The following is a 22965-nucleotide window of genomic DNA, read 5'->3' on the forward strand; positions in this document are numbered from 1 at the left end:
CACTCAAGCAAAAAATGAGGAAGTAACATGAATAAAAAAATATGGATGAGCACGGCACTCTTTGTTTCAAGTAGCGTGTACGCGCAAACGTATGTTTTAAATGCTGACTCTGCGATTGATGTGGTGTCAGGCAAGCTTATCTCACCTGCAACTGTGGTCGTTGAAGACAATAAAATTATCTCAGTCGGAAAATCAAATCGTAAAGCCTATCCAAAAGGCGCAGAGGTGATAGACCTAAGTGGCCACACATTATTACCCGGTCTATTTGATATGCATGTCCACTTAACTTCAGACGCACATGTTCATGGCTACAAAAGACTGCAACGCACTGCACCGCGTGCGGCAATTACTGGCGTTAGAAACGCCAAGCGCACACTAGATGCGGGCTTTACGTCTGTTCGCAACCTCGGTGCTGCTGGCTATGCTGACATCGCGCTGCGCGATGCCATTATTGATGGTGACGTATCAGGCCCACGTGTAAACGCAGCAGGCCCTTCACTTGGGATCACTGGCGGCCATTGTGACAACAACCTCCTAACCCATGAGCATAAAGTATTTTCAGAAGGGGTGGCTGATGGACCTTGGGCAGTAAGGCAAAAGGTACGTGAAAATATTAAATATGGCGCTAACTTAATCAAGTTCTGTGCAACGGGTGGCGTACTATCTAAAGGCACTAAAGTGGGTGCTCAGCAATATTCCCAAGAGGAAATGACAGCGATTGTGACCGAAGCACACTTACGCGGTTTAACGGTTGCTGCCCACGCGCACGGCACTGACGGTATCAAGTCTGCAATTAAAGCAGGTGTGAACTCAGTAGAGCATGTAAGTTTTGTGGATGATGAAGCCATTCAGCTAGCCAAAGACAAAGGCACGTACTTCTCTATGGATATCTACAATACGGAATTTATTCTTGGCGAGGGAGAAAAGGCAGGTATTTTGCCCGAAAGCTTGGATAAAGAACGTAAGGTGGGTGCTACTCAGCGTGCTAGTTTTACAAAAGCGGTAAAAGCAGGCGTGAATATGGTGTTTGGCTCTGACGCTGGTGTTTATCCTCACGGTGACAATGGTAAGCAGTTTAGCCGTATGGTGAAATTTGGTATGACTGAACTACAAGCTTTACAGGCTGCCACTATTAACTCGGCGACGTTACTGAAACAAAATACACAATTAGGCTCGCTTGAGGTGGGGAAACTTGCTGATATTATTGCGGTTAAAGGCAACCCACTAAAAGACATTAGTGTAATGGAAAACGTCACCTTTGTGATGAAAGACGGCCAAATAGAAAAGCAATAATCTAGCGACTAGCGCAGAGCTTGTTCTAAGTTCTGCGCAGACGCTATGAAACTATTGGAACTCTTTTTTAGCCTTCTCGCTTGCTAGGCTGCCTAAGAGGTTATAAGGAGGCTTTCCTGCACTGCCCATAGTTTTACCTTACTTTGTATGTTATTTACATTGACTCGGGGAATAGGGTATTTCTTACTATCTGTAAATTTTTATAACAACCATTGATGCTGCGGTATCCACATTCATTAGGGTATTCACTCCCTGCGTCAAAGCCGCTTGAGCAGTGACATTGTTATTTTGTTGCACATTGATAGCGTTATATGCAGCGTTTGACAATGCTTGGCTCACGGCAAGCATGAGCTTACTCGTTGCTAATGCTGGTGAGTCTCCAAGCACTTTAGCGTTTGTTTGAGACACTGAATCGGTAACTTGACTATTCACTGCAGTTGGAAATGCCATGTATATCTCCTTTAAATAGCTAATACAAAAAGACACATAACCCGTGAAGTGCAGAGATACTATTCTCGGCTCAGAGTATGCTTACATTCAGTCTAGTCTCTATATTAGAAAGTGCATTCAACCTTGAAGGTTAGTACAACAATTACCTAGAACTGAATGTAAAATTGAGCGGCAGAGGGATGGTCATCTTCGCCGTTATGCGAGCCGCATTTGTTGGCTCTGAGCGTCCTTGGACTTGGGAAAACTGTTGAATAATTTTGACGTTATCCGCTGACAAATGAGCTAAAAAGGCGCACAATAGTAGGCGTTGCCAGACAAGGTATTTCATGATGGATTTGAAATACCTAAGTGCTTTTCCAAGACCTTAGAGTACTTAAGTATTATACTTTTAAGGGCAACATGATGAATACGCAACTTCCTAAAATCGTGATAGTCGGTGGTGGTGCTGGTGGCTTAGAGCTGGCAACACAATTAGGGCATAAACTCGGAAAAAAACGCCAAGCGGAAATCTTATTAATTGATAAAAATCGCAGTCATATTTGGAAACCGTTGCTTCATGAAGTCGCGACAGGGTCTATAGACGCTGACTTAGATGGAGTGGTTTATTCTGCTCATGCAGCAAAGCATTATTATCAGTTTCAGCTCGGCAGTTTTAGCCACGTAGACTCAATCAATAACACCATCACGCTGAGCGAGCTAAAAGACGAACTCGGTCATCGTATCCTCCCAGAGCGACAGGTCAGCTATGACTATTTAGTGCTTGCCATTGGTAGTATTAGCAATGATTTTAATACGCCGGGGGTCAAGGAGCATTGCTTCTTTCTCGATTCAAATCAGCAAGCTGAGCGATTTCAGCATGCACTCCTCGATAACTTTACACGCTTACACCAAGACGATGATCCAAAGCACTCGTTAACTATCGGTATTGTTGGTGGTGGCGCTACTGGCGTTGAGCTGTCTGCCGAGCTGTATCATGTATCAGACATGTTGAAAATGTACGGGCTGAATAAAATGACTGCCAAACGCCTTCGTATTGATTTAATAGAAGCAGGTCCTCGAATATTACCTGCATTACCTGAGCGTATTGCCAATTCAGCTAAACGGGAGCTTGTGAAGCTCGGTGTCACGGTGCGAGAAGGCACTCAGGTAAAGCAGGCAACTGAAGACAGTTTTATTACTAAAGAAGATGAACAGTTAAAGGCAGACATCAAGGTGTGGGCTGCGGGGGTAAAAGCTCCTGACTTTATTAAAGAGATTGGGCTGTTCGAGCTTACTCGTAATAATCAAATTAAGGTAAATCAATACTTACAAAGCAGTGTAGATGAGCATATTTATGTCATCGGTGATTGCTGTGCATTTACCCAAGCGGATGGTACTCAAGTGCCGCCGCGTGCTCAGTCCGCCCATCAAATGGCGCAATGTGTAGAGAAAAATCTAATCGCCACACTAAAAAATCAACCTTTACAAGAGTTTACCTATAGTGATCACGGCTCTTTAGTGAATTTATCTCGTTATAGCACCGTTGGTAGTTTAATGGGGAACCTAACCAGCAATAGCTTTTTTATTGAAGGCAAGATAGCGCGATTCATGTACATCTCATTGTATAGAATGCATCAGCGCGCAATCCATGGTATCGCAAAAACCTTTGCACTATGGATAAGCGAAAAGGTGCTAAGAGTGGTACGGCCAAAAATGAAACTGCACTAAGTTAACCTGAACTTCAGATAATTAATGTCTTTCTAGCAGCTAGTTTTAGCGCTAGCTGCGTTGAATTCACGTCCAATAACCAGCTATTGGTGCGTAAATGCGCCTTGCCTAAAGGATGTAGGTACCAGCGTGATGGCAGGGCACGAGAGCAGAGTTATCCTCAAAACTCTCTGGCTAAGTGAAGCAATTTTTAGCATTTCAAAAGCCGATGAAATTCGGCCTTTTTGCTTTGTTGACTTCGCTATTTGAATATCAACTATTAAGTGACTGCCCATGATAACGGCATATGAAATTCGGCTTTTTGCTTTGTTGGCTTCGCTGTTTGAATATCAACTGTTAAGTGACTGTCCACGAAAAGGCCAGATAACCAATGAAAGTTTGATGTAGATTAGTGATTAATCATTTCCTCTTTTTTGATTAACGAAAGCTGTCGTGAAGCTTGCACATTTGTCCTAGTATATTAATCAAGTGATTAATGGAGTTGAAACATGACAAATAAGCTAACGGAAGCCGCTGTTACCCCGAGAGAAAAGCTCATCACCGCTGGTAAGTGTTTGTTTATTAACCGCGGATATAATCGAGTCACGACTAGAGCAATTGCGGACCTTGCTGAGGTAAACATTGCTTTGATTAAGTACTACTTCGGCGATAAAGCGGGACTGTTTGAAGCGGTATTTCGCGAGGTTGCAGCACCTCTACTGAGCTTGCTTGAAGGGATTAAAAAATCACAGTTACGTGAACTCTCACCGCTTATTTTAACTCAGTTTATAGAGCGCTACTTTCAGGTGATGAGCCAATACCCAACGCTACCTAAGATCATTTTTATGGCACTACATGATACGCACTCTAAAGAGCATGAAATCATAAAAAAGATTTTCTTTGAGCATGTAGAGAACGGTGTCAGTACTTTAAATTCGACCTTTCAAACGCTTTCGCCTGCAGAGCCCATTCGAGCTGAATGGTTACTTTTAACCTGCCTTGGCTTGTCGGCATTTCCTTTTTTGGTTCCACCAGTGATGCAGCCGCTACTTGGTATCGAAAACTCGGATACTGAGCAGTGGCGCTCGCTTGGCAAACATCAGCAAGCTATTTTTAACGTGTTTCTATCCCAGCATATTGAACGGAAAACATTATGAAAACACCGTTTTACATCATCAGTTTTGTGTTATTGACGCTTTTGGTTGGTTGTTCTAAACCCGAGCGTAAAATCTTCGGCATTATCGAACGACCGCAGGTGCAGATCAGCAGCCCAACCGGAGAGTTATTAGTTGAGTTGCTGGTCGAGCGCGGCGATAAAGTGGTAAAAGGACAGCCACTGGCGAAAATCGATGACGTGGTGCAGCAACAACAGGTTAATGCTATTGAACAGCAAATCGCGCGCTTGCAAGCGCAATATAGATTGTTACTCTCTGGCACCCGAGTTGAACAAGTCAAACAAGCCAAAGCAAGGGTCCATGCAGCACAGGCCGCTTGGGAAGAAGCTCAGCGGCAACTTGTTCGACAGAGGCAGTTAATCAAAGACAAGTTGACCTCTCAAGATAGGGTCGATGCCGCCTCTGCCAATGTCGAGTCGACACTTGGTATCTTGCAAGAGGCCCAAGCGCGTTTGAAAGAGCTTGAAAATGGCACGAGAGAGGAGACAATCGAACAAGCAAAAATCGCAATTACAGAAGCACAAACACAGCTAATTATTGCCAACAAGCAGCTCGCTGATCTTACCCTTAAAGCACCAACTTCCGGCATTGTCGAGGATTTACCTTGGCTTGTTGGTGAGCGTCCCATTAAAGGTGCACCGATTATTCTGCTGGCTGCTGACGACAAAACATTCTCTCGACTTTATCTGCCGCAAACCCAGCTTGCTAAAGTTTCTTTGGGAAGTGTGCTAAATGTGCATTTCGATGGCAGTGATAAAAGTCTACAAGGCACCGTCAGCTACATTAGCCAAAGCGCGAGCTTCACGCCTTATTTTGCACTTTCACAAGAAGAAAGAGCACGTTTAATGTATGTGGTGGAAGTGGTGCTCACTGATAAAGTGACTGTCCCGTCAGGCACGCCGGTTTGGGTGGAGCTGTAAGAATGACCAAGGAAATCGTGATCCAAAGTGAAGGTTTGGGTAAGCAGTTTAACGACTATTGGGCGGTTTCAGACCTAGACCTTACCGTAAAACAGGGCGAAATTTATGGCTTTCTAGGGCCAAATGGCTGCGGAAAATCAACTACAATCCGAATGTTGACTGGACTGTTAACACCAACCACAGGTCATATCAGTATTATGGGAAAGGATGTGCAGGCACATGGTGAAAGCTTGCGTAATCGATTAGGCTACATGACGCAAAAATTCTCCCTATACGAGTCGCTAAGTGTGCTGGAGAATCTCGAGTTTGTGGCGAAAATTTATGGTTTATCACGCAATGATGTTAAGCGTAGAGTGGCTGAGCTGCTACAGGAATACCAATTAGAAGATAAAAAATCGGTGCAGTCCGGTGCATTGAGTGGTGGACAAAAACAACGCCTCGCGCTTGCCGCCGCTGTTATTCATAAACCAGAGTTGCTCTTTTTAGATGAGCCGACGTCAGCGGTTGACCCGGAAAATCGTCGTGCATTTTGGGAGCAGTTATTTAGTTTAAGTGCGCAGGGCACGACCATTTTAGTGTCTACCCATTATATGGACGAGGCAGAGCGTTGTCACCGCCTTGCTATCTTAGAGCAAGGTGTAAAGCGTGCGGATGATAGTCCCATCGCGCTGATGGAACAGTTAAAGGTTTCGGTGTGCGAAGTTGTGGGTGACGACGTTGCGGCATTAAAAACACGTTTAGCTTCATTACCGAGTGTGATTTCCGTCTCCCAAATAGGTGCTCGCCTAAGGGTGTTGATAAACAAAAAAGAATCACAACCTCTGGCATTATTGCGAGCTGAATCTGGAGGTGGTTACGAAGTGGATTTCACTCGCGCTAACCTCGAGGATGTGTTTGTAACGAGCACAGGGAGGGGCTATGCTGAGCTTGCGTAGGTTAAATGCCATCGTCAGTAAAGAGTTTATGCAGCTGGCACGCGACCGTATTACCTTTGCGATGATTGTGATGTTGCCATTGGCGCAGCTGTTGCTATTTGGTTATGCAATTAATACTGATGTAAGACATGTTTCCGCAGGTATTGTTGATTTTAGTCAGACTTATCAATCCAGACAGTTGATCCAAACCGCAGCCAACACTCAAGTTGTTGACTTTATCGGCTATTATGATTCAATTGCGGCGGCTGAGCAGGCCATTACCAGAGGAAAGGTGAATACGGTGTTGGTTATTCCTGCTGATTTTGTGCGTCGGCAGCTCAATCGTGATTATCAACTAAGTGGCTATAAAGTGGGTAATAGTACAGCGCAACATAGCGTTGCACAGTGGTTGATTGATGGTTCCGATCCGTTATTGAGTGGTGCCGTGGCGGGACTCAGCAAGTTGCCAACTAGCATCAAAAGGTTACCTATGCCTGCACTGCCAGACCCAGCTTTTGCGCTGCAAAATTACTTTAACCCAGAGAAACGTTCGTCGGTTAATATTATTCCCGGTTTGATTGCTATTATATTAACGATGACGATGATCCTATTTACCTCATCAGCGCTGGTTAGAGAGCGTGAGCAGGGTAATATGGAATTTCTTATCACCACACCGGTTCGGCCAACCGAACTAATGTTAGGTAAAATTCTACCTTACATTCTTGTTGGCTTTATTCAAATGGCGATAATACTATTTTTAGGACATTGGCTATTTGATGTACCGCTCAATTTTGATATGCCAAGTTTACTTATCGTGACGTTGTTGTTTATCACCGCGAGCCTTACCTTAGGACTGTTGATCTCCACCAAAGCCAAGAACCAATTACAAGCAATGCAAATGACGGTTTTTGTGTTACTGCCTGCGATATTGCTATCAGGATTTATGTTCCCATTTGCCGCGATGCCAAGAGCGGCGCAATACCTTGCAGAGATCTTACCTGCCACACATTACGTACGGTCGATCCGAGCTGTGGTACTTCGAGGCGCGCATTTCAGCGATTTGTATTTTGATTTACTCTGTTTAGTCGCCTTTAGTGTGATTGGCTTTATGATTGCGACGATGCGCTTTAAAAAGCGATTAGATTAGTTGTGTAAATATTGAATAGCAAAGGATGGGTATTAGTCTTTATTATGTTTACGCTTTTTAGTGAACAAGCAAATGATACCTTCGGCGCGTTGGGCAATTTAATTCTGGTGTTATGGCTTGCGATACTCAACATTTTGGTGCATTTGGTGTGGATTAAAGCTGGTGATTTGTTGGCGCGAGTGTCGAATGACCCAAATTATAATAAATGGTTGAATCGGTTTTACGGCGGCTGTTTGTATCTGGTCGCGGTTTGGTTAATTTTCGATAATGAAATTTGGCGCGAAGGTTTGATCTGAGCAAAAATAAAGGCTTCTAAATTGAAGCCTTTATTTGTATACAAGTAATAGGGTGATTACATCACTCGCATGCCAGGCTGTGAACCTTCGTCTGGATTTAAGATGTAAATTTCTTTACCACCAGGGCCTGCAGCCAACACCATGCCTTCTGACATACCAAAACGCATCTTACGAGGTTTTAGGTTTGCAACCATTACTGTTAACTTGCCGATAAGATCTTCAGGTGAATAAGCAGACTTAATGCCAGCAAACACCTGGCGCGTTTCACCACCTAAATCAAGCGTAAGTTTAAGCAGTTTGTCTGCACCTTCAACATGCTCTGCGTTAGCAATTTTTGCGACACGCAGATCAACTTTGGCAAAATCATCGAATTCGATTTCCGCAGCGATTGGCTCTTTGGCAAGCGGGCTATTCGGATCTGCTGCTACAGATTGACCACCCACTTTCTTTTCAAGACTTTCTTTCGAAGACTCGATCATCGCATTCACTTTATCAAGTTCAACACGCTGCATTAGTGCCTTAAACTTATTGATTTCATGATTAACAAGGGCGTTGTCAACGCTTTCCCAACTTAGCTCAGTGTTTAAGAAAGCTTCTACATTTTTCGCCATACCTGGAAGGATAGGTTTTAAATAAGTCAGTAGTACGCGGAATAGGTTAAGACCCATAGAGCACACTTGATGTGCACGCTCAAGTGTCTCTTCATTCTTTGCAAGCACCCAAGGCGCTTCGGCATCAATAAACTGGTTTGCTTTGTCAGCAAGGGTCATGATTTCACGCACTGCGCGGCTGTATTCGCGGTTTTCAAAATGTGTCGCGATTGAATCCTTTGCAGCAACAAAGCTAGTTAGTAGCGCTTCGTCCATAATAGAGCCGCTTAGCTTGCCGTCAAATTTCTTAGTAATAAAGCCTGCGCAGCGACTCGCGATGTTTACCACTTTGCCCACTAAGTCTGAGTTTACGCGTGCCGCGAAATCTTCTAAGTTGAGGTCTAAATCCGTAACGCCGCTGTTTAGTTTAGCCGCGTAGTAATAACGTAAATATTCTGGATCTAAGTGTTCAAGGTAGGTACGAGCCTTTACAAAAGTGCCTTTTGACTTAGACATCTTAGCGCCATTTACGGTGACAAAACCGTGAGCGAATACGTTATTTGGTTTACGGAAATTAGCGCCATCAAGCATTGCAGGCCAAAATAGGCTGTGGAAGTAGATGATGTCTTTACCGATAAAGTGATAAAGCTCGGCGTCAGAGCCTTCACCCCAAAACTCGTCAAAGTTTAGGCCTTGTTTCTCGCAAAGGTTTTTGAAGCTTGCCATGTAACCGATTGGTGCATCCAACCAAACATAGAAATATTTGCCAGGCGCGCCTGGGATTTCAAAACCAAAATAGGGGGCGTCACGGCTGATATCCCACTGCTGCAAGCCGTCTGCAAACCATTCGTCTAGCTTGTTCGCCATTTCAGATTGCAGACTACCTGAGCGTAGCCATGTTTTTAGCATGTCTTCGAATGCTGGTAAGTCAAAGAAGTAATGCTCTGAATCTTTCAAGATAGGTGTCGCACCAGACATCACCGATTTTGGCTCAATCAACTCTGTTGGGCTGTAGGTTGCACCGCAGGCATCACAGCTATCGCCATTTTGATCTTCAGACTTACAAGTCGGGCAAGTACCAGTAACAAAACGATCTGGTAGGAAAATGCCTTTCTCTGGGTCAAATAACTGTGAAATCGTGCGCTTTTTGATATAGCCTTTTTCGTCTAAACGAGTGTAGATAAGCTCGCTTAGTTCACGGTTTTCGTCACTATGTGTGCTGTGATAGTTATCAAACTCGATATTGAAGTCTGCAAAGTCACGCTGACGCTCAATACTTACCTGCTTAACCATTTCTTCAGGTGTGATACCTTGCTTCTGTGCATTTAGCATGATTGGCGTGCCGTGCGCATCGTCTGCACATACATAATAGGCTTCATGGCCTTGTAACTTTTGGAAGCGAGCCCAAATATCGGTTTGAATATATTCCAGCAAGTGGCCTAAGTGAGTGGGGCCATTTGCGTATGGTAATGCACTGGTAATGAGAATTTTTCTCTTCGTCATAACGATTCCATGAATTTAGCGCGATCTTTCTAATTGATGGTGTTGAATTGGTTGATTATTCACCGAGTTAACACTTGAATGGACAAGTGTGCTTAGTGACTCACCTTCGTTCAGACCATGAACCGCGAATTGACTGGTTTTAATGAGTTGAATGTTACATAATTCCGTGGCTATTTTCATCACCCAGAGGAGTTTAATTTGTATGTTTGGACTGGAAAAATGGTTTGCCAAGGGGAAAAACACCAAACAGGCAATCATTGAGCTTTTAAATGGCTATCGTAGTGCGGCATTACCAGTAGGTATTGATGCCAATTGGGTCATCAAAACGCAAGAGTCAAAAACGCAAATCCAAGTACATATTAATTTCCCGTTTGCTATTCAATGTGATCAAGAAATTGCCAGTTATCTGCAGCAACACTTAGGTAAGCCCGTTGAGGTGACATCGAAAGTCGTCGTAGTCGGCAGACCAAAATTTAAAGCCATTAAACATATTATTCTTGTTGCCTCGGGTAAGGGCGGGGTTGGTAAGTCTACCACTGCGATTAATTTGGCGTATGCGCTACGTGCTCAAGGTGCGAAAGTTGGTGTGCTAGATGCTGATATTTATGGCCCTTCGCTACCTAGTTTACTGGCTCTTGAGGATGAAAAACCTCAGGCGAAAGATGATAAAACCTTACTACCAATTGAAAAGTCGGGTATTAAAGCCATGTCTATCGGCTTTTTGGTCCCAGCAGAGGACGCCACTGTTTGGCGAGGACCAATGGCTTCTCAAGCGCTTACTCAATTGTTAAATGAAACGGATTGGGGTGAGCTGGATTATCTGATTGTTGATATGCCGCCAGGCACAGGAGATATCCAACTTACCATGACGCAAAAAGTGCCAGCCAGTGGTGCGGTGATTGTCACTACACCGCAGACCTTAGCGCTTGCAGATGCACAGAAGGGCATCGCGATGTTTGAAAAAGTGCAGCTCCCTATTTTAGGTTTGGTCGAAAATATGAGTTACTTCAATTGTGAGCAATGTGGTAGTCGCAACCATATTTTTGGTCACTCTGGTGGCACCACGCTGGCGAGTCGCTATGGTGTGCCTCTGCTCGCGGAAGTACCGCTTAACGAACAGATCAGAACAGCAACAGAGCAGGGCGAAGATATCATTGCCACAGTCCGTGAGCCTAATTCAGAAAGTAAGACTGACAATCATGGTATAGCAGATCACTATGTTGATTGTGCCCAACTGGTTGCCAGTATGTTATATTACCAATCAGACTCAACATCGGGTGTTGAGATTGTGATGACGGAAGACTAAGAATGAGATTATCGGATACCCATATTCGAGAAGCGATTGAACAACAACGCATAATCATCGAACCTACACCTAAGCCAGATATGATTTCAGGCGTTACCGTGGATTTAAGACTGGGTAACAAGTTTAGAGTGTTTCAGGACCATGCCGCGCCTTACGTTGATCTCAGTGGTCCTAAAGATCAGATCAATGCCGCGATGGAATCCATCATGAGTGACGAAATTGTGTTAGAAGATGGCCAAGCGTTTTTCTTGCACCCTGGTGAGCTGGCGCTGGCAATGACGTATGAAAAAGTAACCCTACCTGCCGACCTTGTTGGTTGGTTAGATGGCCGCTCGTCGCTGGCAAGGCTAGGTTTAATGGTTCATGTTACTGCGCATCGTATTGATCCCGGTTGGTCTGGAAACATCGTATTAGAATTCTATAACTCAGGTAAGTTGCCTTTGGCACTTAGGCCAAACATGAAAATAGGTGCGATGAGCTTTGAAACGATGACAAGTGCTGCGCAATTCCCTTATAACGAGCGTAAAGACGCCAAATATAAGGATCAAAATAGTGCGGTTGCTTCGCGTATTAGTGACGACAGTTAATTGAATAGGTAGGCGAGAGGATTTGTGTGTAAATAGTTGGCCTATTACAAACAAATCTGACGCTTAGCTTGGGAATAACAGCGGCTGGAGAACAAGTTGTTGTTCCAATCTTATAATTAAATATTTAACCCCCTATAACGGCATGCCATCTTTACATTTTTGATCCCCCATCAAATAACCATAACGATTTAAATTCAATAATATTTTTGCATTTGCTTTGATCCAAACCATACTTATTGTAATGCGTTTTTTATGTTGTCGGCGAAAGCGTCATGCGAATGACTGCAGTAGACAAAGTGAAATAGGTATTAGTGCGCGAATGGCGTTGCCTACTGATTTGCAAAGAGAAGCTCATAGCCAATGTTTTCAGGTTGGTGTTTTTCTTGAACGTTAACGCTTGGTTCTTTGCATAACGTGATAAATCACCGTCAAAGTGACTCAAGGAGAATGGGTATGTGGCTTAGCGCTGCTAGGTATGCCACACTGATGTTTACGATAATTGTGTGTTGCATCTTTGCGATGTTGGCTACTGCTGAAACGCAGCTGGCCGCAGAAACTATAGAAGCAAGACCTTTAATTTCAGTAGGCTATGGTGACTTTTCCGAGGCCCAGTTTAATGTATCGCAAGAAACGGTAATTATTCCAAAGGGCGTTGCGGTTTGGCTTCGAATCACAAACCTCGTTCGCGATGATCTGTCAGACCAAGTGCTAACAGTCGCACGTCCATCCATGGGCAGTGTTGAGTTTTTTACCACGGACCCTATTGGAAAATTAACTCAAATCCCCGCAAGTAATAATCATACATCGTTATCCCACTTTTCCCCCCATTTGGTAATTGATGCAAATAGCCATATTGAGCCGATCGTTGTTAAAGTTCAATCACCCTATGTTTCCTTGTCTAGAGTGAGTATTGAACCTTATGAAGTTTATATAGAAGATACCAATGCTCATCTATTTTTAACAGGGTTGTTTCTAGGGGTGATGTTTTTATTGAGTATTTTCATGCTCAGTACCGGTATTATTTCGAAACGCGCAAGCCTGCTTTCGGTTGGTGGCTATTTGCTGTCATTAGCCTGCCTTTACGTCACCCATAAAGGACTCGCTGATATCTTTTTCAGCTACCAAAATAGCATTCATTTTTTACATTACAGTGGCAGCTTTGTGTGTTTTGCACTCGGCTTCAGCCTTTTGTTTTTTCATCATTTCCTTACTAAAAATAGGCTTGATAGAAAGATAAAGCTAACCATCAAGACGACCGCATATATCTACTTACTAAGCGGTGTCATTGTGGCGTTTGCGAAAGTGGATTTACCGTTTGCACTTCAGTCAATTATGGTTATTGGTGCAATTGTATTAAGTACGATGATTTTGGTAAGTCAAGATAAAGACAGCCGTAAAGAAGTCTATTTTTGCTGCGCAATTTGGTCTCCTATGGTGGCGGTATTAATTGGTTTTGCTGGGAGTCAATTAATACAACCAAGTGAGCAAATATCAATCGTAAACCATGTGTTGATCAGCCTACATTTAATGCTCTTACTACTGTTTGTGGTTTGGCATGATGCGGAAAAGCGGCGTATGTATATTCATTATGCTGAGTTTGATAAAGAGACTGCACTTCCCAATAAATTCGCCCTGTTTGGTTCGCTCGCTAAGCTTGAGGAGCAAAATAAAGCGCATACATTGTTGCTTTTTAAACCACTGATCCTGCCATCAATAAGACTGAGTTTTGGCTTAACCTTTGCAAATCAGCACATCAATAAGTTATTCAAAGAGGTCTCTGAGCAAATCAATACTTATGGTAGCGCTGCCGTTGCAAATAAAGGAAACACACCTATTTACCGTCTAGAAGACCAAGTGTTTGCCATCGTGCTTGATGGTAAAATAGAGGTCAGTCAAGTTGAGCAATATGTATGTATTTTATCAGCTGTATTCGAAGAAGGGGTTGGCTATAAAGACACGCAGATTGTCGATAGTTTAGAGGTTGGGGTTGCGAATTATCCAATGCATGCAAAATCCACTGAGAAGCTTATCCAGCGCGCGCTGCAGGCTCTTAATACTAAGTCACACAATGGTCAACGTTGGCATCTATTTGATGTTGAAAGCTCTATTTCGACTGAGCGACAATTAAAGCTCACCTCGTTTCTTAAAAGTGCGATAGAACATGAACAGTTCAGTTTATTCTTTCAGCCGCAGGTAGACCTCAGGACTGGCAGGGTATTTGGCTCGGAAGTGCTACTGCGCTGGCTTCACCCTGAACTTGGTTACATACCACCTGACGAATTTATTCCGATTGCGGAGTCTTCAGGGCAAATTTATGAGATCACCGAATGGGTGATTGAGCATGCGCTTCATTATCAAGCTGAGATAACCAAGTTATTGCCTGAGCACGTTATTTCAATCAACGTATCTGGTCGTGACTTGAGTAGAAGAGAGTTGTCGGTACAGCTTATTACGCTTATCAATGAATTATCACTCGCACCTTCTCAAATAATGATAGAGATCACGGAATCTGTAACGATAGGAAAAGAAGCAGAGCTTAAAGGGGTGTTAGATGATTATCGTTCAATCGGCGTAAAGGTGGCGATAGACGATTTTGGTACTGGATATTCCTCACTTGCATATTTGAGTAAACTTGGATTTGATGAACTTAAAATTGATAAAAGTTTTGTGATGGATATTGAGACATCTAAGAGCAACCAAACAATTTGTAAAGCGACGTGTGATATGGCGCACAGTTTAGGATCAAGGGTGGTGGCAGAAGGGGTTGAGGATATCAATAGCTACATTCGTTTGCAGGCCTATGGCTGCGACTTTGCGCAGGGCTATTTTATTTCACGTCCGTTGCCGTTCACGGAGTTTAAGAGTTGGCTTGGTAAAGTCACCTATGCTGGTGATATAAAATCTTTCCTAGTTCGCTGAAGTAGTGAAAAATGGGCTCAGCGCATCGTTTTCTATGTTCATGCTTTGGGTAAATCCCCAGTTTTTCTTGTTCTGAACCTTTAATTCCCGCGGCCAAAAATGAATTTGATATATCGCTGTGATAGGCAATAATGGCCTCGAACATCCGAGCTGTTAGCTCCTCGGGCAGGGCGTAATATATTTGTTTGTTTGCGCTATCAGCAATCTTGGCGGTATGAAAATACCGATTTGGTTGTTGATGTTGTTCATCTAAAAAGGTATGCGCAAAAAACGTTGCTAAAGCATTGTTCAGAGGGTGTAATACGGTTTCAGTAGAAAGTAACCAAGCTGACGATGCAAAAGGCTTTTTTGGCTGTGTTATTAAATGCTGGCAAATATAGTGATCAAATGCATGCCACCATTCGTGGGCAAGTGCGCCACCGCCGGCATTTTTTGCTAACGCGAGTGTTCTCGTATTTGCCGCGTAATGCGCTTGAATACCTTGTTGCCCGCCTGTACCAAAAGCAAAATTAAGTGTTCCCCGAAGGCCAATGACTTCTGGTGGTACCTGTAATATTTGGGCTAGATCTGCGAGGGCATCATAAATGAAATTGGCGGATAAACGGGTTTCTTCGGGCGTAACCCAATGACCAATGGTCATGGTTTTAAAGCCAAAGGTCTGTTTAATTTCACTGAAATCAACTTGATCGCCGAATCGATAATCGGGTCCTCGGCGAGTGTATCCGCGCTGTAGTCTCGAGCTTGGCATTTTCTTCCTTTAATATCGAGCTTTAACATCATCAGGCATTCGTTTCATCTGCTCTTTCACCATACCAGCTTGAAGTTTATAGAGATCCGAAGTTTCGCATTGATCTACAATTTCGAGAAATTGAGCGGCCGCTTCAAGAGTTGATAAACTGTATTCATGTTTAGATTTACGAATAGTATATTCACTTGCATTGACCGAATCGAACTGAAAACTGGGCAACTGGCTTAGCCACGGGTTGAGCTTATAAAGCTTAGTGGCTTTCTTCCAAGTACCATCCAATAAGATGATGGCATCAAGCTTTTGAGCGTGATTATGTTCTGTAGTTAAGGTCTTAGCGTGGCTGTTTGGGTAGAGTAGTGCAACATGGTTTCCGTTGCAGAAGTTAATCAACTCTTCAAAGTCAGTGGTATTTTCTCCAACATACAGCGCAAAACTGTCTAACTGCAAGGCGAGGAGCTTTGCGGTATTCTTGGCGACTTTTACTTCGCTTGGGTGCTGCATGATAATAACTTGAGTCGCATTTGGTATCACGTTACCAATATAGGAGCATACGCAAGTTTTTGTGGGAAACTGACAGACTGGACAGGTATTACGTTTCATGTTTGATGAGGTGTTTCTTAATATAAGTCATATTTTATCATATCTTGCCCGCATTTACTTTGCACAAGAAACCAGATTTGGCTAGCATAAGTAATAGAATATTAAATTTAAGGAAAATTATGAGCATCGTAATAGATGAAGGTGCCCTAGAAAACATGCAAATGTTGCTGGGCGAGCAATTCGAAGATACGGTTCATTTTTGTTGTTCTGAATTCGAGCGGTTAGAATCGGAGTTGATGCTGAATTTGAATCAGGATCAAGAAGCTGCCATTCGTCATGCTCACAGTTTGAAATCTAACGCTGCTCAGTTTGGGGCCGCTAGTTTGAGCGATTTAGCAAAGATGATAGAGCATGCCCTTATTCAAGGGGAGCAGGATATTGTTGATGATTCTATTGAGAAGCTGGCAGCACAAGTTGCAGGTTCAAAAGCGAAACTGCAGCAGTGGGTGAGTACACAGTCTTAAATCCAGCATAAGCCAAAGAGCGGAAATGAGGTCGTTTATACGGCCTTTTTTATTTTCTGAAACCTAATATTGCGCTTATTTATTCCACCCTAATCACTTCATTTTATAAGTTGCTTTTTTGAAGCATAAAAAGTTATCACAAGCATAGAATTTAGACGGCATTGTGATATATGCTTGAGCAAAATGAGGGGGTTATAGATGCTACAAATAACAAAAAGTAATAAGCTCAATGGTGTGAGTTACGATATTCGTGGTCCAGTATTGGATCAAGCAAGAAAAATGGAAGACGAAGGCATGAAAGTCCTCAAATTAAATATTGGTAATCCGGCGGCATTTGGCTTTGATATGCCAGAAGATATGCACCGAGATATCATAAAAAACTTATATTCTGCACAGGGCTATTGCGACTCAAAAGGATTGTATTCTGCCCGAGTTGCCGTGTATCAATATTATCAGCAAAAAAGCTTTCCCAATATTAGTGTCGATAACATCTTCATTGGCAATGGCGTCAGTGAATTGATCCAAATGACCGCACAAGCCTTACTCAATGACGGTGACGAAGTGTTGATCCCCGCACCGGATTATCCGTTATGGACTGCCGCAGTTAAATTATCAGGCGGTAACCCAGTGCATTATCTTTGTGATGAAGAGCAAGACTGGTTTCCAGATATCGAAGATATCAAGCGTAAAATCACGAGTCGTACAAAGGCATTGGTGCTGATCAACCCAAATAATCCGACCGGTGCTGTATATGACAAAGCATTGCTTGAGGCATTAATTGACGTTGCCAGAGAACACAAGCTATTAATACTGAGTGATGAGATCTACGAAAAGATTTTATATGATGATGCGGAGCATTTTTCACTTGCGAGTCTTTGTGATGATATCCCAGTTATCACTTTCAACGGCTTAGCAAAAACCTATCGTGCGGCCGGGATCCGCATGGGCTGGATGGTGATCAGTGGTAAGCATTCAGTGATGCGGGACTTGATCACAGGCTTAGAAATGCTCGCGTCTATGCGATTATGCGCCAATGTTCCTGCACAGTTTGCCATTCAACAAGCGCTCGGAGGCATACAGTCCATCGACCAACTCATTGAACCGGGTGGGCGTTTGTATGAGCAGCGTGATATTGCGTTTAAAGGCTTAAACGATATCGAAGGGATAAGCTGTGTAAAGCCAAAGGGCGCGCTTTATGCGTTTCCAAAAGTCGACGTGAAGCGGTTTAATATTAAGAATGATGAGCGCATGGTGCTGGACTTGCTCAAAGAAGAAAAAATTCTACTTGTCCACGGACGTGCTTTTAACTGGCCCAGTGCGGATCATTTTAGATTAGTGTTTTTACCACATAAAGATGATTTACAGCCTGCAATGGATAGAGTAAAGCGCTTTTTTGCGCATTACAGTCAGTAATACCTTGTAAAAAAGCTCGGAAATCTCCGAGCTTTTTTGTGGGCTAGTAATTTGTTACTTAGGGAGTATTAGAATTTAGCTCCGGTGTCGTTTGTTGGCTATCAGCCGAGCTTTTACCTTTAAACCATTTGCGGCCAACGCGTTTAACATCTTCAAGTGCCACATATTGACAAGGGATAAGTACTAGGGTGATCACCGTGGCAAACAACACACCAAATGCAAGCGAAACCGCCATTGGAATAACAATTTTAGCTTGTAGGCTCGTTTCCATAATGATTGGTACAAGTCCGATAAAGGTGGTCAACGAAGTGAGCAAGATTGCTCTAAAGCGTTTACATCCGGCCTCGACGGCTGCGGCTTTTAAATCGATACCTTCTTCGCGTGCTTTATTGACAAAATCAACCATAACCAAAGAGTCGTTCACCACAACCCCAGCTACGGCAATAATACCAAAGAAAGACAAGCTACTCATTGTCATTCCCAATACCATATGACCGAATACCGCGCCGACCACACCAAATGGGATCACAGACATGATGATGACAGGCTGAGAATAAGAACGTAGTGGAATTGCCAGTAGTGCGAAAATAATCATTAATGATAGGGCAAAGTCACGAATTTGCTCAGCAACACTCTCCATTTCTTCTTGTACGCGACCTGCCACTGCACTTTGAACGCTAGGATAATTCTTTAATAGACTAGGAAGATATTCGTCACGAACTTGCTTTGCTATCTCAAAAGGTTGTGCGATTTCTGTATCAACTGATGCCCAAACATTAATAGTGCGTTTGGCGTTTTCTCGGCGAATTCGGTTAACACCGTCTACCAATTTCACGTCAGCCACTTCTACCAACGGCACTTCTGCACCTTGAGGCGTTAAGATACGCACGTCCTGAATGTCACTAATGGCATCACGGTGTTCTTTAGGATAACGGATCATTACTTTGATCTCTTCACCATCACGTAAAATACGCTGTGCTTCAAGGCCGTAATAACTGAAGTTCACTTGGGATGCAACATCCGCCAACGTGAGTCCAAGGCTGTACGCTAATGGTTTAAGCTCAAGCTGCACTTCATCGGTTGCTGATTGCATAGAGTCATTGATATCACCAACACCTTCAATAGTTGCTAGCTTGTCTTTTAGTTTCTGTGCGACTTCACGAAGCTCTTCTTTGTGTTTACCTTCTAACCTAAAGCTAATGTCTCCGTCATCACGGCCACCATTCATAATGCTATCTTGAATGTTTAGCGATTTAACACCAGGCAGTGCAGGCATTGTATCACGCCAGCGGGCGCTGAGTGCAAAGGTATCGATTGGGCGTGCATCTGGTTCAACCAAGATCACCATAATATTTGCGCTTGTGCGGCCGTTCATATTCACCATGTAATCACGGATCATTTTCTTGCCATACTCAGCCTCAATTTCTTTGTCGACATTCAGTACCATTTGCTCAATTTTTTGAATTGACTCAAGCGTCGCGTTTTCTGACGAAGATAAGTTCATATCAATCGAGATACGTGGAAAATCATGTGGGATTTTTGGGTTAGCAACAAACTTCACTAAGCCACCAGCAAACATCCCGGCGCTAACAATTAAAATGGTTAAAAAGCCAACAATAACGGTATAGCGGTAGTGAATACAGCGGACAATGAATGGGCGGTACGTGTTTTCAATGAAAGATTGAAGGCCGCTATCCATTTTTTCTCTGAGGCGGTGGAACGGATTTTTAGGGTTGCTTGGTTTTTCTTTCATCGCTGCTAAATGCGCAGGTAAAACCAGCTTAGATTCAACCAAAGAGAATAGTAAGCAAAGAATTATTACGCCACCAATTGCTTTAGAAAATGCTGCAGTTGGGCCAGTTGCTAATGTTTGCGGCAAGAAAGCAGCAACAGTAGTAAGCACACCAAAAGTGGCTGGGATAGCAACACGTTTTACACCACGGACGACATTATCGAGGCTATGACCATGTTTTTCTATTTCAGCATGGGCGGATTCACCGACGACTATCGCGTCATCAACGACAATCCCCAACACCAAAATAAAGGCAAAGAGTGAGGCTAAGTTAATCGTTACGTCTAAATAACCCATTGGCATCATTAGAAATGCACCTAAGAAACTAACTGGCAACCCCATCATGACCCAAAATGCTAAACGCACACGTAAAAATAGAGCAAGCATTAGCATAACTAATACGCCACCTAACGCCATATTTTCTAGCATCATGTTAAGGCGGCCATTGAGGTAATAGGTCAAGTCAATAAAAGGCTCAAGTTCTACGCCTTGTGGTAATGAGCCTTTCTTTGCCTCAAGATAGTTCTTAATGATATCTGCAACTTTGGTGATGTCTTGGTCTTTTGACGCGCTAACTTCATACACTAGTGAGTTCTTACCATTGTATTTAGAGTATTGAAGTCCTTCTTCAAAGCCATCGTTAATGGTGGCGACGTCGCCTAAGCTAACCTGTGCGCCGTCTGGTAGTGTTAGTAAGGGGAGTTTTCTAAACTCGTCACCGCGATAGGCTTGGTTTTCAACTCGCATTGAAATATAGCCATTCTCGGAGCGAATTTGGCCAGCAGACATGTTCGCTGAGAAGCTCTTTACTGCATCCGAAATTGCTCTAAAACTTAGGCCGTATTCGCGCATTTTATCAGGGCTTATCTCAATAGAGATTTCGTAGTTCAGGCCACCATCAAAGCGTACAAGGTTAACGCCAGGTAACGACAGCATTTCTTCATGAATGCGATTACCAAGCTCTTTAAGATCATGGGGACTCAAGTCGCCATTGAGTGACAACCACATCACTTCTTGGGTTGCTTTGTCGTGACGTACAATAGGGCGTTCCATTCCTGATGGGAAAGTTGAGACGGAGTCTACTTGCATCTTGACTTCGTCGAGTACTTCTTTAGTGTTGTACTGCTCGTCTACTTCTATCCAAGTTTGCGAGTAACCGCGATTAGAGTAGGTGATCAAGCGTTTGATCCCTTCGAGACCTTCCATGGATTCCTCGATCTTAATCGTGATCCCTTCCTCGACCTCTTGAGGTGCCGCGCCCGGATACACAGCTTGAACACTTATCCAGTTACTATCGTATTGTGGAAACATTTGCTTGCGGATCGAAAACGCGGTAAGCAAGCCGCCCACAATAATAAATATCATCAATAAGTTTGCTGCGACTGGGTTACGTGCAAACCAAGCAATTAAGCCTTTTTCTGTACTTTGACTATGCATAAACCTTACTCCTCTTTGAGCGCCAATTGGGTGTTTGCGCTTTGCGAAGGAGTATCGTCTGTACGTAGTTGCATCCCTTCAGACGGATAGTCCAGCGCTGAAGTAATGATCTGTTGGCCTGACTCAACGCCGTTATCAACGACGACCATGCCATTGTACTCTCTAATAATATTGACCTTTTTGTAACTCAGCTTGTTATCGTCATCCAATGTTGCAACGCGACCTTCTTTCACTAAGTGATGAGGAAGCATAGTGGCATTTTGCACTAACAAACCTTGAATATCAGCGTTGATATAAGCGCCAAAACGTAGTGGTTTTACGTTGTTGTGATAAGGCTGTTCGACTTGAGCAACAAGGTAGGTCATGCGACTTTTGTTATCGATAACGCCTTCACTGCGGACTATTTCACCTTTCCAACTCATCGGTTGACCAGCGACTTCTGCTGTGATCACGACATCGGTGCCAACACCTTGTTGCGGTAGGTATTTCAATTCATTATCGGCAACAGGGAGGCGTACTTCCGCAACAGATGTCGCATTGAGTTTACCAAAGCCATTACCGGGATTGACTACACTACCAAGGCTTACGGTGCGAGATTCTATAATCGCATCGTAAGGCGCTTTGATATAAGTACGCTCTAAATTTCGGTTCGCTCTTTTCACCGCTGCCTGCGCAGCTTTAAAGCTTGCTAACTTTTCAGCGAGCTGAGGTTTTCTTAAATAAAGTTCGGAAGGTATTTTTTCGTTAGCGTTTGCTTTAATCCTTTGCCATTCTGCTTTTGCTACTTGCACCTGAGCTTGCTCTATTTCTAGCGCTGAGCTGGCTTGTGCTAAAGCCGCTTCGGCTTCAATCAGCGACGCTTCATAGTCATTCGGGTCGATGCGAGCAAGCACGTCGCCTTCTTTGACAAAGCCACCTTTGACAAACTTGTCAGACAATGAAATGACTTGACCGCTGACCTGAGCAACAAGCTCAGTACTGTATTTTGGCATCACGATACCGTATGACGATACGTTCAGCCTAATTTGGTCAATATGAATAGGTTGAACCTGTACGAGAGGATGTACTATTTCTTCCTTCTTCTCTTCTGGAGGTTGTTTCATTGCAGACATGGCAACAGCCGCTGCAATTCCCACCGCAAGAACGGCAATTGGTAGAATTATTTGTTTTTTACTAGCCACGTTAAAATCCTTCCTGTTGAATGATTCTTGATGACCCAGATTAACGGCTCTAGATCATCGATAAGCTTAAGAATACGCGAATAGTTATGTCGAGGTGTTTAAATCCAGACTGAATATGTAACAAAGCTTTGCGTACCTAAATTTATCGTTACATTCTTAAAAGCGATTGATGCTTTTACGTGTAGTCGATTTTTCGATAAAATGCACCACTTATTGTCAAAATTGCGAGAAACAGAATGGATTGTAGGCTTGGTTGTGGCGCTTGTTGTATAGCACCAAGTATTTCAACACCCATTCCCGGTATGCCAAATGGTAAACCTGCGGGGGAGCGGTGTATTCAACTAGATGAAAATAATCTGTGTAAACTGTTTAACCAGCCAGAGCGCCCACAAGTGTGTTTGCAATTTAAGGCCATGGAAGATGTGTGCGGTGACAGTAATGAAGCAGCGATGCAGATCATCACAGAACTCGAAATGTTGACCTAACTAGCCTCTGGTTAACTGATAAAAAAACGCCCAGAAACTTACCTGCTAAGTTCTGGGCC

The 22965-nt window shown here is 43.4% G+C and carries 19 protein-coding genes; 13 read left to right on the top strand and 6 right to left on the bottom strand.

Features of this window, described 5'->3' with window-relative positions; translation table 11 throughout:
* The first annotated feature begins 27 nt into the window (after positions 1-27).
* Complete coding sequence (locus tag PNC201_RS07580) at positions 28-1293, top strand: Xaa-Pro dipeptidase (RefSeq protein ID WP_102056673.1); 1266 nt, start codon at positions 28-30, stop codon at positions 1291-1293.
* A gap of 186 nt (positions 1294-1479) precedes the next feature.
* Here the strand turns inward: PNC201_RS07580 and PNC201_RS07585 are convergent, their stop codons facing one another.
* Positions 1480-1743, bottom strand: coding sequence for a RebB family R body protein (locus PNC201_RS07585; protein WP_102056674.1), 264 nt, complete (start codon positions 1741-1743; stop codon positions 1480-1482).
* Positions 1744-2145: 402 nt separating this feature from the next.
* On the opposite strand from PNC201_RS07585, the gene PNC201_RS07590 reads away from it, so the two are divergent.
* The 6 genes from PNC201_RS07590 (at position 2146) to PNC201_RS07615 (ending at position 7881) form a co-directional block, all read left to right on the top strand.
* The gene (locus PNC201_RS07590) at positions 2146-3450 is read left to right on the top strand and encodes an NAD(P)/FAD-dependent oxidoreductase (protein ID WP_102056675.1); all 1305 of its coding nucleotides are present in this window, start codon (positions 2146-2148) and stop codon (positions 3448-3450) included.
* Between the two features lie 488 nt (positions 3451-3938).
* Entirely contained in the window at positions 3939-4586 is a 648-nt protein-coding gene (locus PNC201_RS07595; protein WP_039495667.1) for a TetR/AcrR family transcriptional regulator, read from the top strand.
* Entirely contained in the window at positions 4583-5524 is a 942-nt protein-coding gene (locus tag PNC201_RS07600) for an HlyD family secretion protein (protein WP_102056676.1), read from the top strand. The genes PNC201_RS07595 and PNC201_RS07600 overlap by 4 nt, the downstream gene beginning before the upstream one ends.
* Before the next feature lie 2 nt (positions 5525-5526).
* Positions 5527-6459 (top strand): ABC transporter ATP-binding protein, encoded by a 933-nt coding sequence (locus tag PNC201_RS07605; protein WP_102056677.1) that lies wholly within the window; start codon positions 5527-5529, stop codon positions 6457-6459.
* Positions 6443-7585 carry an ABC transporter permease gene (locus tag PNC201_RS07610; RefSeq protein WP_102056678.1) on the top strand — a complete coding sequence of 381 codons (1143 nt, stop codon included), beginning with the start codon at positions 6443-6445 and terminating at the stop codon, positions 7583-7585. The genes PNC201_RS07605 and PNC201_RS07610 overlap by 17 nt, the downstream gene beginning before the upstream one ends.
* Before the next feature lie 44 nt (positions 7586-7629).
* On the top strand, positions 7630-7881 hold the full coding sequence (locus PNC201_RS07615; RefSeq protein ID WP_233525231.1) for a lysine transporter LysE: 252 nt from the start codon (positions 7630-7632) through the stop codon (positions 7879-7881).
* Between the two features lie 56 nt (positions 7882-7937).
* Here PNC201_RS07615 and metG read toward each other — a convergent pair whose 3' ends face one another.
* Positions 7938-9974, bottom strand: coding sequence for a methionine--tRNA ligase (gene metG, locus PNC201_RS07620; RefSeq protein WP_102056679.1), 2037 nt, complete (start codon positions 9972-9974; stop codon positions 7938-7940).
* 202 nt (positions 9975-10176) lie between these two features.
* Between metG and apbC the strand changes: the two genes are divergently transcribed.
* From apbC to PNC201_RS07635, 3 genes are all read left to right on the top strand, one after another.
* Positions 10177-11280 (top strand): iron-sulfur cluster carrier protein ApbC, encoded by a 1104-nt coding sequence (apbC, locus tag PNC201_RS07625; protein WP_102056680.1) that lies wholly within the window; start codon positions 10177-10179, stop codon positions 11278-11280.
* A gap of 2 nt (positions 11281-11282) precedes the next feature.
* Complete coding sequence (gene dcd, locus PNC201_RS07630; protein WP_010371648.1) at positions 11283-11867, top strand: dCTP deaminase; 585 nt, start codon at positions 11283-11285, stop codon at positions 11865-11867.
* A gap of 453 nt (positions 11868-12320) precedes the next feature.
* Positions 12321-14786, top strand: a complete 2466-nt coding sequence (locus PNC201_RS07635) for a bifunctional diguanylate cyclase/phosphodiesterase (protein WP_102056681.1) — start codon at positions 12321-12323, stop codon at positions 14784-14786.
* Here the strand turns inward: PNC201_RS07635 and PNC201_RS07640 are convergent.
* Together PNC201_RS07640 and PNC201_RS07645 are read right to left on the bottom strand one after the other, a co-directional pair.
* Positions 14746-15534, bottom strand: a complete 789-nt coding sequence (locus PNC201_RS07640; RefSeq protein WP_102056682.1) for a CLCA_X family protein — start codon at positions 15532-15534, stop codon at positions 14746-14748. The two genes, PNC201_RS07635 and PNC201_RS07640, sit on opposite strands and share 41 nt — an antisense overlap.
* Positions 15535-15543: 9 nt before the next feature.
* Complete coding sequence (locus tag PNC201_RS07645) at positions 15544-16134, bottom strand: tRNA-uridine aminocarboxypropyltransferase (protein WP_102056683.1); 591 nt, start codon at positions 16132-16134, stop codon at positions 15544-15546.
* A gap of 119 nt (positions 16135-16253) precedes the next feature.
* Between PNC201_RS07645 and PNC201_RS07650 the strand changes: the two genes are divergently transcribed.
* Complete coding sequence (locus tag PNC201_RS07650) at positions 16254-16598, top strand: Hpt domain-containing protein (RefSeq protein WP_102056684.1); 345 nt, start codon at positions 16254-16256, stop codon at positions 16596-16598.
* 198 nt (positions 16599-16796) lie between these two features.
* Entirely contained in the window at positions 16797-18011 is a 1215-nt protein-coding gene (locus tag PNC201_RS07655) for a pyridoxal phosphate-dependent aminotransferase (RefSeq protein WP_102056685.1), read from the top strand.
* A 58-nt stretch (positions 18012-18069) separates the two neighbouring features.
* On the opposite strand, the gene PNC201_RS07660 is transcribed toward PNC201_RS07655, so the two are convergent.
* On the bottom strand, positions 18070-21240 hold the full coding sequence (locus tag PNC201_RS07660; protein ID WP_102056686.1) for an efflux RND transporter permease subunit: 3171 nt from the start codon (positions 21238-21240) through the stop codon (positions 18070-18072).
* 5 nt (positions 21241-21245) lie between these two features.
* The gene (locus PNC201_RS07665) at positions 21246-22421 is read right to left on the bottom strand and encodes an efflux RND transporter periplasmic adaptor subunit (protein WP_010604595.1); all 1176 of its coding nucleotides are present in this window, start codon (positions 22419-22421) and stop codon (positions 21246-21248) included.
* A 236-nt stretch (positions 22422-22657) separates the two neighbouring features.
* On the opposite strand from PNC201_RS07665, the gene PNC201_RS07670 reads away from it, so the two are divergent.
* A complete protein-coding gene (locus PNC201_RS07670; RefSeq protein ID WP_010371625.1) occupies positions 22658-22906 on the top strand; it encodes a YkgJ family cysteine cluster protein in 249 nt (82 codons plus the stop codon).
* Positions 22907-22965 lie beyond the last annotated feature (59 nt).

This window comes from Pseudoalteromonas sp. NC201, from assembly GCF_002850255.1.
GTDB lineage: Bacteria > Pseudomonadota > Gammaproteobacteria > Enterobacterales > Alteromonadaceae > Pseudoalteromonas.

Bases quoted from the DNA above. Each gene is read 5' to 3' on its own strand.
- PNC201_RS07655 (WP_102056685.1), top strand. From the start codon at position 16,797: ATGCTACAAATAACAAAAAGTAATAAGCTCAATGGTGTGAGTTACGAT.
- PNC201_RS07605 (WP_102056677.1), top strand. From the start codon at position 5,527: ATGACCAAGGAAATCGTGATCCAAAGTGAAGGTTTGGGTAAGCAGTTT.
- PNC201_RS07650 (WP_102056684.1), top strand. From the start codon at position 16,254: ATGAGCATCGTAATAGATGAAGGTGCCCTAGAAAACATGCAAATGTTG.
- PNC201_RS07640 (WP_102056682.1), bottom strand. From the start codon at position 15,534: ATGCCAAGCTCGAGACTACAGCGCGGATACACTCGCCGAGGACCCGAT.
- PNC201_RS07590 (WP_102056675.1), top strand. From the start codon at position 2,146: ATGAATACGCAACTTCCTAAAATCGTGATAGTCGGTGGTGGTGCTGGT.
- PNC201_RS07610 (WP_102056678.1), top strand. From the start codon at position 6,443: ATGCTGAGCTTGCGTAGGTTAAATGCCATCGTCAGTAAAGAGTTTATG.
- PNC201_RS07600 (WP_102056676.1), top strand. From the start codon at position 4,583: ATGAAAACACCGTTTTACATCATCAGTTTTGTGTTATTGACGCTTTTG.
- PNC201_RS07580 (WP_102056673.1), top strand. From the start codon at position 28: ATGAATAAAAAAATATGGATGAGCACGGCACTCTTTGTTTCAAGTAGC.
- PNC201_RS07635 (WP_102056681.1), top strand. From the start codon at position 12,321: ATGTGGCTTAGCGCTGCTAGGTATGCCACACTGATGTTTACGATAATT.
- dcd (WP_010371648.1), top strand. From the start codon at position 11,283: ATGAGATTATCGGATACCCATATTCGAGAAGCGATTGAACAACAACGC.
- apbC (WP_102056680.1), top strand. From the start codon at position 10,177: ATGTTTGGACTGGAAAAATGGTTTGCCAAGGGGAAAAACACCAAACAG.
- PNC201_RS07585 (WP_102056674.1), bottom strand. From the start codon at position 1,743: ATGGCATTTCCAACTGCAGTGAATAGTCAAGTTACCGATTCAGTGTCT.
- PNC201_RS07645 (WP_102056683.1), bottom strand. From the start codon at position 16,134: ATGAAACGTAATACCTGTCCAGTCTGTCAGTTTCCCACAAAAACTTGC.
- metG (WP_102056679.1), bottom strand. From the start codon at position 9,974: ATGACGAAGAGAAAAATTCTCATTACCAGTGCATTACCATACGCAAAT.
- PNC201_RS07595 (WP_039495667.1), top strand. From the start codon at position 3,939: ATGACAAATAAGCTAACGGAAGCCGCTGTTACCCCGAGAGAAAAGCTC.
- PNC201_RS07670 (WP_010371625.1), top strand. From the start codon at position 22,658: ATGGATTGTAGGCTTGGTTGTGGCGCTTGTTGTATAGCACCAAGTATT.
- PNC201_RS07660 (WP_102056686.1), bottom strand. From the start codon at position 21,240: ATGCATAGTCAAAGTACAGAAAAAGGCTTAATTGCTTGGTTTGCACGT.
- PNC201_RS07615 (WP_233525231.1), top strand. From the start codon at position 7,630: ATGTTTACGCTTTTTAGTGAACAAGCAAATGATACCTTCGGCGCGTTG.